The following is a 13,346-nucleotide window of genomic DNA, read 5'->3' as shown; positions in this document are numbered from 1 at the left end:
AAATGTCAGTGTTTCACCAGAAATGATGGTGTGTTGTCTTACTAGGTACCCCTTCCTTCCTAGCTTCACTTGCAACAGTGGTGTCTGTGAGGGGTGTGTCTCGTGTGACCTCTCACCAACCACCTCGACTGTGGACGTGAACGACCGTGACGGTTCACACGAAACACTTGAATCACTTGCAAAGGAGGTTCTTTTATACCCGGAGTCACACCAGAAGGGTATGCGCCGGTTCGAGCGCAAGCGCGCCATCTTCGCAAACAAGGACGCTCTTCGGGAGAGCTACCAGCCCGACAGCATCGAAGAGCGGGACGAAGAGATAGAGGCGTACATGGACGCGCTCCAGCCGGTCGTCGACGGCTGGGAACCGAACAACGTCTTCCTCTACGGCAACACCGGCGTGGGGAAGACCGCCGTCACCGAGTACCTGCTGTCGCTACTACAGGACGACGTCGAGGAGTACGACGACGTGGACCTCTCCGTCGTCTCGCTCAACTGCAAGCCGCTCTCGTCGTCGTACCAGGTCGCGGTCGAACTCGTCAACGAGCTGCGGCCCGACGGCGGGGGGATATCCACCACGGGCTACCCCCAGCAGACCGTCTTCAACAAGCTCTACGAGGAGCTCGACGAGGTCGGCGGCACCATCCTCCTCGTCCTCGACGAGATCGACGCCATCGGCGACCGCGACGAGCTGCTGTACGAGCTCCCTCGGGCCCGGTCGAAGGGCGACCTCGAGGACGCGAAGGTCGGCATCATCGGCATCTCGAACGACTTCAAGTTCCGCGACCAGCTCGACCCCCGCGTCCAGGACACGCTCTGTGAGCGCGAACTCCAGTTCCCGCCGTACAACGCCCAGGAGCTGACGAACATCCTCTCCTCGCGTGCGGAGATCGCGCTGCGCGAGGACACCTACGACGAGGCCGTCGTCAGACTCTGTGCGGCACTCGCCGCGAAGGACCGTGGCTCCGCACGGCAGGCGCTCGACCTCCTCCTGCTCGCGGCCGAGCAGGCCGAGAACGGCGACGACGACCGCGTCTCGGAGCGCCACGTCGAGGCGGCACGGCACGAACTCGAACGCGAGCGCGTCGAGGAGGGCATCCGCCAGCTCACCCAGCACGGCCACCTCGCGTTGCTGGCGGTCGTCTCCATCGCCGCCGAGGGCGACACCCCCGGCCGGAGCCGGGCCATCTACGACCGCTACCTGGACATCTGCGACGGGTACGGCGTCGATAGCCTCGCCCAGCGCTCGGTCCACAACCACCTCTCGGACCTGCGGATGCTCGGTATCCTCACCGCCCGGGAGAACCGCTCCGGCTCGCGCGGGAACTTCTACTCCTACGAGCTCGACGTGCCCCTCGAATCGGCGCTCACCGCCCTGGAGGACGAACTCGACATGCAGCAGCGCTTTTCCGACCTGCGGACGGTCGCGACCATGAACGAGGTCCGCTGATCTGCGGGGGCGCGCGAGTCGCCGACCACACCGGCCCCATAGAGATTTGTTCCCGGAGACAGACCACCGTTTCATGTCGTCGTCACAGGACGGCTCGGCGTCCGCCGACACCGCGACAGCCGCCGACGCCGCCACAGCCGACGCCACCACAGCCGCCGATGGCCCACCGACACCACCGGACAGCGACGAGTACGAACCCCCGAAACGGGCCGGCTACCGTGCCGGGACACCGTTCCGGTACTCCGCCCTGACACTCACGTTGCTCTCGGTCGTCGTCGCCCCGGTCGCACTCGCCGTCTTCGCCTGGCTGGCCACCACGACGAGCGGCGTCGAGACCGCGCTCCCGTTCGTCGTCTTCGAGGAGACCGCCGAGGGGTTCACGCTCGGCGTGGACGGGATCGAGTTCGGCACGGTGTTGGTCGTCTCGCTCGTCGGCACGGTCGCCCTCCACGAGTTCGTCCACGGGCTCGCGTTCCGGACGCTCGGGTTCCGCGTCTCCTTCGGTGTCGCCCCGCGGCTCGGCGCGTTCTACACTGCAATCTTCGAGCAGTTCCAGACGCGGCGTCAACTCGCGGTCGCCGTGATCGCGCCGCTCGTGGTTCTCACGCCACTCGGTGTCGCCTTGCTCCTGATCCCGGGGCCACACGTCCCGTACGTCTGGTTCGGGCTCGTCCTGAACACCGGCGGCGCGGTCGGCGATCTGTTCGTCGTCTGGCGGCTGCGAGGGCTCCCGCCGGGCACGCTGTTCTACGACGTCGACGCCTACACGTCGTACATCTACGAACCGGAGTGAGGCCATCGGCTCCGGAACGTGCGGCCGGCCGCGGGAGATGGACGACGCCGGTGACCGACTACAGGTCCATCCCGCCGTTGGCGTCGATGACCTCGCCGGTGATGTACGAGGACTCCTCGCTCGCCAGGAACCGGACGATTGCGGCGATGTCTTCGATCTCCGCGAACCGTCCGAGCGGGATCTGCGAGACGATGCGCTCTTTGACGTCCTCGGGGACGCTCTCGAGCATGTCGGTCCGGGTGAAGCCGGGGGCGACACAGTTCGCGGTCGAACCGCCGCTCGCGAGTTCGACTGCGATGGTCCGGGTGAAGCCGAACATCCCGGCCTTTGCGGCGGCGTAGTTCGCCTGCCCGAAGTTGCCCTGCTTGCCGACGATGGACGAGATGTTGATGAGACGGCCCTCCTCGGCCTCCCAGATGTCGTCGTAGAACGTCTTGGTGCAGTTGAACATCCCTCCGAGGTTCACGTCCATCACCGTGTCCCAGTCCTCGCGGGACATCTTCACGAACCGGGTGTCTTTCGTGATGCCGGCGTTGTTGACGAGGACGTCGACGTCGCCGAAGGTGTCGTGGGCCTCCTCCCGCATGGCTTCGACCTCGACGATGTCGGTCACGTCCGCCTGCGACGCGATGGCGTCGCCGCCCTCGCGCCGAATCGTCTCGCAGGCCGCCTCCGCCGACTCGCCCGACGTCCGGTAGTTGACCACGACGTTCGCTCCCTCTCGGCCGAGGTGTTCAGCGATGCCGCGTCCGATACCGCGTCCTGCGCCTGTGATGACGCATGTGCGTCCGTCCATGTGCATGATGAGTTCCAGGGCGCGGGCGACTCAGGTGGCGGGGCAGCTGCTCCCCTCCGGTCGCCCGTCCATGTAGGTAGTTCACGAAAAACAGACTTAAACATTCCTCAGCGCAGACAGGCGGTGAGACGATAGAAACCCAGTCGGCAGCGGCCACCGCTCCGCCGGAGATAGTCGGCTCGACGGTGTCGCTTGCCGGCCCGCTTCCGCAGTGTGTTCGACCGTCCTTACGCGGTGTGGTCGGCCGCCGCGTCGATCCAGTCCTCGACGCGGGAGACCGGCAGCTCGCTCGACTCGGCGAGTTCGACCGCGTCGGCCGCCGCGAGCGCATCGACGGAGTCGACGCCGGCGTCGCGCAGACGCTCTGCGTACGCCGGGCCGATGCCGTCGATGTCCTCGAGGTCGGGCTTTTCCGTGCCCTCGACCTCGATCTCGACGCTCGAATCCTCGCTCTCCTCGGTCGCGGCCGCGTCGGCCTCGGACTCGACGGCGGTCGTCGATACGTCGCCGGTGTCCTCGACCATGCGCTCGCCGAACCAGTCGCAGACGTCGGGCCAGAGTTCGGCGTGGCTGCGCGAGGAGACGGACATCCCGATGTGGCCCGTGGGGAACTCCATGATGGTCTTGTCGTCCGTCGCGAGCACGTCGTTGAACGGCTTCGACGCCTCCGGCGGGATGAGGTGGTCGTACTCGGCGACGATCTGGAGCACCGGCATCTGGATGTTGTCGATGTCGACGTGTTCGCCACCCAGGTACAGCTCGTTGTTCATGAGCTTGTTCTCCTGGTAAATGTCCCGGATGAACTCGTTGTACGTCTCGCCCGCGACGTCGATTCCGTCGCCGAGCCACTCCTCCATCCGTGCGAAGTTCTCCACGAAGTCCTCGTCCTCCATGTTCTCGTAGAACCGGACGTACTTCGTGACGTAGTTCTGGACGGGGTCCATCAGTGCGAAGCCGACGTCGAGGAACTCCGCGGGCACGTTCCCGAAGGTGTCGGTCACCTTCTCGGGGTCGTAGTAGTCCTCGGCGCCCCAGAGTTCGAGCACGCCGGAGTCGCCGGCGAAACAGAGGCCGGCGGCCATCAGCGCGAGGGTGTGGACCTTCTCCGGCTCGAGTGCGGCGTACATGGTCGACATCGTGCCGCCCATGCAGTAGCCGAGGATGTTGATCGCGTCCTGCCCGGAGCGGTGGCGCACCTCGTCGACGCAGTTGTCGATGTACCGGTTGACGTAGTCGTCGAGCGTGAGCGAGCGGTCGAGGTTCGACGGCTCGCCCCAGTCGATCATGTACACGTCGTAGCCGTTGTCGAGCAGCGTCCGGATGACCGACCGGTCGGGCTGCAGGTCGAGGATGTACGGCCGGTTGATGAGGGCGTAGACGATGAGGATGGGCACCGGCTCCTGCTCGTCCGTGCGGGACTCGTAGTGGAGCAGCCGGAGCTTGTTCTCCTCGTAGACGACCTCGCTGGGCGTCTCGCCGACATCGACGTCCTGAATGGTGTCGGCGCGGTCGGGTGCGACTGTGGCCTTCTCGAACGCCTCGGCGGCGTTCTCCCAGGCCTGGCGCTGCATGTCGAGTGTTGCTGCGAACGGGTTCTGCATCTTACTCCTCCAGGTGTTCGAGGACACGGTCGAGCTTCTGTTCGACCGCGTGCTGGCGGCGTTCGAGTTCGACGAGGCGGTCGCCGATCTCGACGACGTCGCCCTCCGTGGCGAAGCCGAGCGTGTGGAGCGTGTCCTCGGCGGCTTCGTCGGCCTGCTGTTGCATCTCGAGCATCTGGCCGACGCTGGAGCCGGTCCAGGCGGCGAAGGCGCTCGTGGACATGACCTCCTTGAACGCCTGGTTCGCCGTGTTGAGCCAGATGTCGCGGAACTCCTCTGCCTCGACTTCCTCGCCCTGCATGCCGTCCTCGGTCCGCTCGACCATCTGCTCGGCGGCGTCCATCCAGGCCTCGTAGGCGCGCTTGTAGCCCTCGACGCTCTCGTCGAGGTCGCCCATCTCTGCTCCGGTTCCTTCGACCGTTTCGGACCACTGTTCGACGAACTGCGCCTGCGCTTCCATGTTCTTCTCCATCGCCTCGAAGAACTGCTCGTTCATTCGCGAGACGAAGTCGTTCCACTCGGTCGGCACCGTCGATTGGGGGTATGAGTCTGTCATTGTCTAAAGATGGGTGTCGCTGATTATAAAAGGTCTCGTCGGGGGCTCAGGCCGAGAGCTCCTCTGCTGCGTCCTCGAGCTGCTCGCTCGCGTCCTCGAAGCTGGCCTCCATGCGCTCGTGCGTCTCGAGGAAGGAGTCGAAGGAGCTGTCGACGACCTCGGTGTAGCTGTCCGCGTACTGGTCGAAGGCGTCGGCGTTCTCCTCCATCGTCTCGAGGGCCGCCTCCATCATCTGGGCCTGGTTCTCGGTGAGCGCGTCGTACTGCTCGTCGAGCATCTGCTCGAACTCGTCGAACTCGACGGAGTCCTCGGGCATCATGGACTCGACGGCGTCGAAGTAGGCGTGGAGCGCCTTCTTCGACATCTCGGCGTTCTGCTCGCTGAGCGTCTGGTACTGCTCGACGGACTCGGTCATCTGGGTGACCGCTTCCTTCTGCGCCTCGACGACGTCGTGCGTCGCCTGCTGGCTGCTCTCGAGCATCGTGCGCTGCATCTGGAAGACGGGCTTCATCGGGTTCTGGGTAGTTTCACTCATTGGAATCACTGTTGTTGCGTTTGACTGGGATGACTATCGTCTGGACGATGTCGCCTTCACCGATGTCGAGCGCCTCGCGCTCGGCGTCGGGAATGCTGATGCGACCACTGCTCTGGACGCGGGTCTTGAACATCGCCGCGCCGCGGCTCATCGCGGTCAGGTCGGACATCGTGTCCGACCCACCGGCCCCACTCTTGAGGAACTGTTCCCACAGCTCCGACTGGGACCCCATCATCTGCTCGCTCGCCTCCTGCATCTGCTCCTGCATCTGCTGGAGCATGAACGGGGACCACGGCATCGTCGGCGAATCGTCCGTCATCAACAGGTAGTACACCGCCAGGGAGCATAAAGATTCCGCTGAGAACCAACGAGAACCATTGAATGGTATTGAGTGGAAACAGGCCGTCCGGTGACGGCCTGAAACCTCCGGTGGGCGACGTACCGCACAGTCGTATCAGACGGGAACGGACGGAGAGTCTGCAGGCCTTGGCAGAGCCAAAGGAGTGATACGCACGCCTGTCTTAGCAGGCGGGTATGAGTGAAGAGGAGACTCGCGTAGCATCGCCATTTGCAGCGATGGCGACGGCGTGGACCAGTTTCGCGGAGAACGCCGTCAAGGGGGCGACGGCGGCGAACCGAGCGGCCTTCGCGGCCTTCGCACCAGGTGCGGAATCGTCGTCGGCGGACACGGAGGAGACGACAACGACGGACGAGAACGAGATAGTCGAGCCGTCAGTGCCGTCCGTGGCGTACGAACACGCCGACTGGACCTTCGAGCGGACCGTCGAGCACGCTGCCGACATCACCGTCGGCGACACGGTCGTGTTCTCCAAGCAGCTCAGCGAGGACGACGTCCGCGCGTTCGCGGCCGCCAGCGGTGACACGAACAGACTCCACCTCGACGACGAGTTCGCCGCCACCACGCGCTTCGGCGGGCGAATCGCCCACGGGACGCTCGTCTCGGGGCTCGTGAGCGCGGCGCTGGCCCGACTCCCCGGTCTCACGATCTACCTCTCGCAGGAGCTGACCTTCGAGGGCCCTGTCGGCATCGGCGACCGGGTGACCGCGACGGTCGAGATTCTGGAGGACCTCGGCAACGGCCAGTACCGGCTCTCGACGGTCATCGAGGACGACGAACAGGTCGTCGTCGACGGCGAGGCGGTCGTCCTCATCGACGACCTCCCTGAATAAGCGGCCTCGGTCCGGCCGGGCATCGCCGGCTCGTGGTCGCGTCGGCGTTCGGTGGTACTGTTACCGGTCGGCGGTAACCGACCGGCAGTAACTGCGTGGGCAGCAGGGTCGCCGTTCCACGGACCCGCCAGCAGGGAGTGCTGTATTACTCGAGAACAGAGTCAAATTTTATTCTCCGGAATTCCGTCGGGTTTTAAATCCCATCCACCAGTTGCGGTTGGTAATGTCACACGGGCATGACAGTAGACAGCATGGCGCACGGAACGTCAGCCGACGACGGTTCCTCGGTACCGCAGCCACCGCAGCAGCCGGGACCGGACTCGCGGTCGCCGCGACGGACGAGGCAGCGGCGTCAGCAGACGCGTATCCGCGGGTGACCACGCGAGGACACTACGACATAACCTGGTACGGCTCGGTGTATCTGGCCGACGGCCACACCGAGTGGGACTACGACACCGTCGGGGACATCCCGGGTCTCGACTCGGTAGCGCCGGACGAGCTTCTGGTCCACGTCCACGGCTGGATGAACGAGCCGGACAGCGCCATCGAGGGGTTCCAGACGGCCGAGTCATCCTACCGCGACAACGGCTACGACGGCGCAGTCATCGGGTTCAGCTGGGACTCGGACTCCAGTGTGTTCGGCTGGTGGGACTCCACCGAGATCGCCGAGGAGAACGGCAAGAAGCTCGCGAACTTCGTCGACGACTACCGGCAGGCCAACCCAGACACGACCATCCGGCTGGTCTGTCACTCGCTCGGCGCGCGGGTCACGCTGCGATGTATCGAACTGCTGAACGCGAACGGTATCACCGACGCCGTCCAGTCCGTCTCGCTACTCGGCGGGGCGGCCGACAACGACGCTGTCTCGACCGGCGGCCGCTACGGGCCGGACCTCGCGGACGCAGTCGGGCAGGTCGACAACTACTGGAAGGACGGCGACGACGTACTCAACTGGGCGTACACGACCGCCGAGTTCGACTCCGCGGTCGGTGAGGAGGGGTGTGAGGGCACCCAGCCGGGTAACTACCAGGACCACAACGTCGACTACGTCCCCGATCACTTCTCGTACTACTACCCCGACGATGGCTGTGTGAGCGAAGTAGTTTCGGAGTGGTAGACCCCGAGAGACGAACGGAAGCGGAGCCACCTGCGGGTTTTTCGGTACCGGAGCCGAACACACCTTCCCATCGGCAGTGCCGTCGCCGCGTTCTTAGGCCGCCCTAAGATAGACAGCCTTTTAGGCTGCCCTAAACAGGTTCGTAGTAAGCGATGACAACAGCGGACATCTGCGTCGTCGTCCCGACCATCCGCGAGTACGAGTGCATCCGCGCGTACGTCGCGAACGCACGGGACCACGGCTTCGGGACGGACCGGCTCCACTTCGTCCTCGTCACCGAGGACTTCTGTGATGCGGACGCCATGCGCGGGATGCTCGACGACCTCGACGTCTCGGGCCGCGTGTTCGACGAATCCGACCGCGAGGCGTGGTACGACGAACAGGGCGTCAGCGAGTACAGCCACCTCGTCCCGGCGGCGAGTCATGCCCAGACCTCCTTCGGTCTGCTCTACCTCTGGAACAACGAGTTCGAGTACGGCTTCTTCATCGACGACGACACGCTGCCCCACGAGGACCACGACTTCTTCGGCCAGCACATGGCCAACCTCGCCTACGAGGGCGAGGTCGAGCGCGTCGCCTCCGACGAGCAGTGGGTAAACGTCCTGTACGAGAACGCCGACGAGCACGGGCTCTACCCGCGTGGCTACCCCTACGCCGCGATGGACGAAACCGTCGAGACCGACACGACGACCGTCGACCACGTCGTCGCCTCGCAGGGCCTCTGGACGAACGTTCCGGACCTCGACGCGGTTCGAATCCTGATGGATGGCGACCTGCAGGGCCAGGCTCAGACCCGGACCGGCGCGGACGACTTCGGCGAGCAGTTCGTCGCCGCCGAGGACAACTACCTCACTGTCTGTTCGATGAACCTCGCGTTCCGCCGCGAGGTCGTTCCGGCGTTCTACCAGTGCCCGATGGACGACAATCCGTGGAACGTCGGCCGGTTCGACGACATCTGGTCGGGCGTGTTCCTCAAGCGCGCGGCCGACGTGCTCGGCGGGCAAGTCCTGAACGGGGACCCGCTCTGCGAGCACAACAAGGCCCCGCGCTCGACGTTCGACGACCTCACGAACGAGGTCGCCGGGCTGGAGTGCAACGAGCACTTCTGGGAGGTCGTCGACGGCGAGGGCGCGGACGCGGACACCTACGCCGGCGTCATGGCCGCTATGGCCGACGCCCTCGTCGAGGGCGAGTTCGACGACTACCAGAACGGTGAGTTCCTCAACTACGTCGGCGAGTACTGCCTCGACTGGCTCGACTGCCTCGACGAACTCGCACCCGTGGCGGGCCACGAACCGGTCACGGCGACGGCGGACGACTGAGCAGTATCGGCAGTTATAAATCATTTAGGTGGGCCTAAACCAACTATGAACCAGAACGACCACGACACGACCGACACTCCCGTCGGGCGTCGCCGCTTCCTCGCGGCGGCATCGGCGGCGGGTGTCGCGGCGACTGCGGGCTGCATCGACACCCTGACCGGCAACAACGACGGCAGCGACGGCGACCTCGGGCTCATCGGCTCCGGGATGAACGGTCGACCGGCACCCGGCGGAACGCCGATGGCCGACATGCCCGACCTCTCCGGCACGCTCACGCTCTACTCCGGGCGTGGCGAACCGCTCGTCAACCCGCTGCTCTCGTACATCGAGGACCAGTACGACGACTTCAAGGTCGACACGCGCTACGAGGCGTCGACCACCCTCGCCAACCAGATCGAGACCGCCGGGACCGCCAGCGAAGCCGACGTGTTCTTCTCCGTCAACGCCGGTGCGCTCGGCCTGCTCGCCGACGCCGGCCGAACGGTCACGCTCCCCGACGACGTGCAGAACCTCGTCCCGACGCAGTACCGCGCCGACGGCGGCGCGTGGATCGGCACCTCCGGCCGCGCACGCACCATCCCGTACAACACGGACGACCTGTCCGACGGCGACGTGCCCGACGACATCTTCGCCGTCCCCGACACCGACTTCGCCGGCGACATGGGCTGGGCGCCGAGCTACGGCTCCTTCCAGGGCTTCCTCACCGCGATGCGCGTGATGAACGGCCGCGAGGAGACGAAGGCGTGGCTCGAAGGGATGCTCGAGGCCGGCGTGAGACGGTACAGCGACGAGTTCATCGTCGCTCGGGCGGTCGCGAACGGCGAGCTCACCGCCGGCTTCGCGAACCACTACTACATCCAGCGCGTCCTCGCGAACGACGACGACGCACCCATCGGGACGGCGTTTACGCAGAACGACGCCGGTTCGATCTTCAACGTCGCCGGCGCGGCCGTCGTCGACAGCACGGGCGACGAGTCGATGTCGGCGAACTTCGTCCGGCACCTCCTCTCGGCCGAGGCCCAGGAGTACTTCGCAACACGTACATTCGAGTACCCACTCATCCCCGAAGTAGAACCAGTCGGCGACCTCCCACCCGTCGACGAACTGGCGACGCCCGACTTCGACCTCGCACAGCTCTCCGACATCGGGCCGACTATCGATCTGATGCGTGAGGTGGGGATACAGGTTTAGCTGATGGCAGTCGAGCAGCACGACTCAGAGACGACGACGGACGACGGCGATAGCACCGAAAGCGGCGCGTATCCGCTCGGCCTCTCGCTGGCCAGTGCGGCCGTCGCCGCCGCCGTCGCCAGCCCGTTCATCTGGGTGCTGCTCGCTGCCTCGAACGTTCCGTTCTCCCGGGCGCTGGAGATCGTCACCCGCGACACGACGGTCGACATGTTCGTCAACAGTACCATCATGGTCACGGGTGTCACCGTCTTCTCCATCCTGCTCGGCGTCCCGCTCGCGTACCTGACGGTCCGGACGAACCTCCCCGGCCGACGCATCTGGACCGTCCTCGTCACCCTGCCGCTCGTCATCCCGAGCTACATCGGCGCGTTCGTGTTCACGAGCGCGTTCGGCGAGGGCGGCGACGTGAACGAGTTCCTCGCGCCCTTCGGCGTCCCTCAGATTCCGGACATCACCGGCCTCGAAGGCGCGGTCCTCGTCATCACGCTCTACACGTACCCGTACGTCTACATCACCGCCCGCGCCGGGCTGAAGACCGTCGACACGACGCTCGTCGACGCGGCACGCACCCTCCGACACAGTCGGCTGCAGGCGGTTCGCCGGGTGGTTCTCCCGCAGCTCCAGCCCGCCATCGCGGCCGGCGCGCTGCTGACGGCGCTGTACGCGCTCTCGGACTTCGGGACCCCCGCCATCATGGGGTACAACGTGTTCACGACGGTCATCGAGTCTGCGACGCAACGCGGCACGTCGACAGGGGGTAGCGGCCTCGACCGGGCCGCGCTCCTCTCGCTCCAGCTCCTGACGGTGACCGCCGTCATCCTGGCCGTCGAGAGTCGAACCCGGAACAACGAGAAGTTCGCGAGCGGCAGACAGGGCGGGCAGGCATCGCTGGCCCGTCTCGGGGTCTGGAAGTGGCCCGCGCTCGCGCTCTGCTCGCTCGTCGTACTCGTCGCCATCGTCCTCCCGGTCGCCATCCTGTTCAGCTGGCTGCTCGCCGGCCCGGAACCCGGCTGGCGCGTCCCGTTCGAGCTATCGAACCTGACCGACTCGCTCAAGCTCTCCATCGCGGCGGCGGTCGTCGCGACGGTCGCGGGCCTGCCCATCGCCTACCTCTCGGCCCGCCACGACACCCGCGTCGGCAAGCTCACCGAGCGCGTCAGCTACTTCGGCTACGCCGCCCCGGGCGTCGTCGTCGCGTTCGCGCTCATCTACCTGTCGACGCGGACGTTCCCGAGCCTGAACCAGGCGCTCCCGCTGCTCATCTTCGCCTACGTGGTCCGGTTCCTGCCGCAGTCGATCGGCTCGACCCGGGCCTCGTTCCTGCAGGTCAACCCGGCGCTCCCCGAGGCCGCCCGGACCCTGGGGCGCACCTCGGTCGGCGCGTTCCGTTCGGTCACATTACCGCTGGCAGCACCGGGGCTGCTCGGCGGCGCGGCGCTGGTGTTCCTGACGACGATGAAAGAACTACCGGTGACGCTGCTGCTCCGCCCGACGAGGTACGAGACGCTGGTGATGGCGGTCTGGCAGGCCCACGGCTCCCAGGCGTTCTACGACGCCGCGGTGCCCGCGCTCATCCTGCTGGGCGTCTCCGCCGTCTCCATCTTCGTCATCCTCTCACAGGAGGGATACGATGTCAAGTGACGCAACCATCACGGCAGACGTAGAGACAGTGTACGAACGCCCGTCCGTCGAGGAGAGCGAAACCGTCCTCGAACTCGACGGCGTGTCGAAGTCGTACGGGAGCGAGACGGTCATCGACGGCCTCTCGCTCTCGGTCCGCGAGGGCGAGATACTGACGCTGCTCGGCCCATCGGGCTGTGGCAAGACGACGACGCTCCGGCTCGTCGCCGGGCTCGAACGCCCCGACGGGGGCGGTATCCGGGTCAGCGGCGAGCGCGTCTCCGGCGGCGAGAGCTTCGTCGTGCCCGAGCAGCGCGGCGTCGGCGTCGTCTTCCAGGAGTTCGCGCTGTTCCCGCACATGACCGCTGCGGAGAACGTGGCGTTCGGCCTGACGGACATCGACGACGAGACGACCGCCGAGCGCGTCGACGAGATGCTCGACCTCGTCGGCCTGCAGTCCCACCGCGACGCCCATCCGGACGAGCTCTCCGGCGGCCAGCAGCAGCGCATCGCCCTCGCTCGGTCGCTCGCGCCGGAGCCGAAGATCCTCCTGCTCGACGAGCCGTTCTCGAACCTCGACGTGGACCTCCGCGTCGAGATGCGCGAGGAGGTCCGCCGCATCCTGAAGGAGGCCGGCGTCACCGCCGTCTCCGTCACGCACGACCAGGAGGAGGCGATGAGCATCTCCGACCGGGTCGCCGTGATGTCCGAGGGCCAGATCGAGCAGGTCGGCCGCCCCGAGCAGGTGTTCCAGCACCCCGAGTCCCGCTTCGTCGCGGGCTTCCTGGGCCACGCCTCGTTCCTCTCGGGCTACGTCCACGGCGACGAGGTCGAGACGGGCGTCGGCGCGGTCGACCGCAGCATGATTCACGGCCTCGCCGGCGAGTACGAGGGGAGCCGCATCGACGTGCTGGTGCGGCCGGACGACATCCAGGCCCGCCCGCTCGCTCCCGACGAGGTGGCCAACGGCCGCGTCGTCTACCGGCGCTACCTCGGCCCGACCATCCTCTACCGGGTCGAGCTCGACAACGGGGACATCCTCGAGTGCATGCACAACCACACCGACCAGGTCGACCTCGACGAGTCCGTCCGGGTCGACCTGACAGCGGACCACGACCTCGCCTGGTTCCCCGCCACCGACGAAGACGGCTCCTTCAGCTGAATCGATGGCCGGCTC

The 13,346-nt window shown here is 66.1% G+C and carries 13 protein-coding genes; 8 read left to right on the top strand and 5 right to left on the bottom strand.

The features are described from left to right. Positions 1-220 precede the first annotated feature (220 nt). Both NO978_RS12970 and NO978_RS12965 read left to right on the top strand, forming a co-directional pair. Positions 221-1,447: an orc1/cdc6 family replication initiation protein gene (locus NO978_RS12970; protein ID WP_257300015.1), complete on the top strand. Its 1,227-nt coding sequence runs from the start codon at positions 221-223 to the stop codon at positions 1,445-1,447. 73 nt (positions 1,448-1,520) lie between these two features. Next, positions 1,521-2,240 carry a DUF3267 domain-containing protein gene (locus NO978_RS12965; protein WP_257300014.1) on the top strand — a complete coding sequence of 240 codons (720 nt, stop codon included), beginning with the start codon at positions 1,521-1,523 and terminating at the stop codon, positions 2,238-2,240. A gap of 58 nt (positions 2,241-2,298) precedes the next feature. On the opposite strand, the gene NO978_RS12960 is transcribed toward NO978_RS12965, so the two are convergent. From NO978_RS12960 to NO978_RS12940, 5 genes are all read right to left on the bottom strand, one after another. Further along, a complete protein-coding gene (locus NO978_RS12960; RefSeq protein WP_257300013.1) occupies positions 2,299-3,042 on the bottom strand; it encodes a beta-ketoacyl-ACP reductase in 744 nt (247 codons plus the stop codon). Positions 3,043-3,263: 221 nt separating this feature from the next. Beyond that, positions 3,264-4,637, bottom strand: a complete 1,374-nt coding sequence (gene phaC / locus NO978_RS12955; protein WP_257300012.1) for a class III poly(R)-hydroxyalkanoic acid synthase subunit PhaC — start codon at positions 4,635-4,637, stop codon at positions 3,264-3,266. 1 nt (position 4,638) lies between these two features. Then, complete coding sequence (locus NO978_RS12950) at positions 4,639-5,193, bottom strand: poly(R)-hydroxyalkanoic acid synthase subunit (RefSeq protein WP_257300011.1); 555 nt, start codon at positions 5,191-5,193, stop codon at positions 4,639-4,641. 46 nt (positions 5,194-5,239) lie between these two features. Further along, entirely contained in the window at positions 5,240-5,728 is a 489-nt protein-coding gene (locus tag NO978_RS12945) for a hypothetical protein (RefSeq protein WP_257300010.1), read from the bottom strand. Further along, positions 5,721-6,047 (bottom strand): AbrB/MazE/SpoVT family DNA-binding domain-containing protein, encoded by a 327-nt coding sequence (locus tag NO978_RS12940; RefSeq protein ID WP_257300009.1) that lies wholly within the window; start codon positions 6,045-6,047, stop codon positions 5,721-5,723. Before NO978_RS12940 ends, NO978_RS12945 begins: the two co-directional genes overlap by 8 nt. A 215-nt stretch (positions 6,048-6,262) precedes the next feature. Here NO978_RS12940 and NO978_RS12935 point away from each other — a divergent pair, with 215 nt between their 5' ends. From NO978_RS12935 to NO978_RS12910, 6 genes are all read left to right on the top strand, one after another. Then, positions 6,263-6,919 (top strand): MaoC family dehydratase, encoded by a 657-nt coding sequence (locus tag NO978_RS12935; protein WP_257300008.1) that lies wholly within the window; start codon positions 6,263-6,265, stop codon positions 6,917-6,919. Positions 6,920-7,142: 223 nt separating this feature from the next. Beyond that, entirely contained in the window at positions 7,143-8,036 is an 894-nt protein-coding gene (locus NO978_RS12930; RefSeq protein WP_257300007.1) for a DUF726 domain-containing protein, read from the top strand. A gap of 152 nt (positions 8,037-8,188) precedes the next feature. Beyond that, positions 8,189-9,358, top strand: a complete 1,170-nt coding sequence (locus NO978_RS12925; protein ID WP_257300006.1) for an alpha-1 4-glucan-protein synthase — start codon at positions 8,189-8,191, stop codon at positions 9,356-9,358. Between the two features lie 45 nt (positions 9,359-9,403). After that, positions 9,404-10,549, top strand: a complete 1,146-nt coding sequence (locus tag NO978_RS12920) for an extracellular solute-binding protein (RefSeq protein ID WP_257300005.1) — start codon at positions 9,404-9,406, stop codon at positions 10,547-10,549. A gap of 3 nt (positions 10,550-10,552) precedes the next feature. Beyond that, positions 10,553-12,190: an iron ABC transporter permease gene (locus tag NO978_RS12915; protein WP_257300004.1), complete on the top strand. Its 1,638-nt coding sequence runs from the start codon at positions 10,553-10,555 to the stop codon at positions 12,188-12,190. Continuing rightward, the gene (locus NO978_RS12910) at positions 12,180-13,331 is read left to right on the top strand and encodes an ABC transporter ATP-binding protein (RefSeq protein WP_257300003.1); all 1,152 of its coding nucleotides are present in this window, start codon (positions 12,180-12,182) and stop codon (positions 13,329-13,331) included. The genes NO978_RS12915 and NO978_RS12910 overlap by 11 nt, the downstream gene beginning before the upstream one ends. Positions 13,332-13,346 lie beyond the last annotated feature (15 nt).

The sequence above is a fragment of the Haloarchaeobius sp. FL176 genome (assembly GCF_024609245.1).
Classification (GTDB): domain Archaea; phylum Halobacteriota; class Halobacteria; order Halobacteriales; family Natrialbaceae; genus Haloarchaeobius.
The sequence above is the reverse complement of the archived record's forward strand: the minus strand, read 5'-3'. Positions and strand labels throughout refer to the sequence as shown.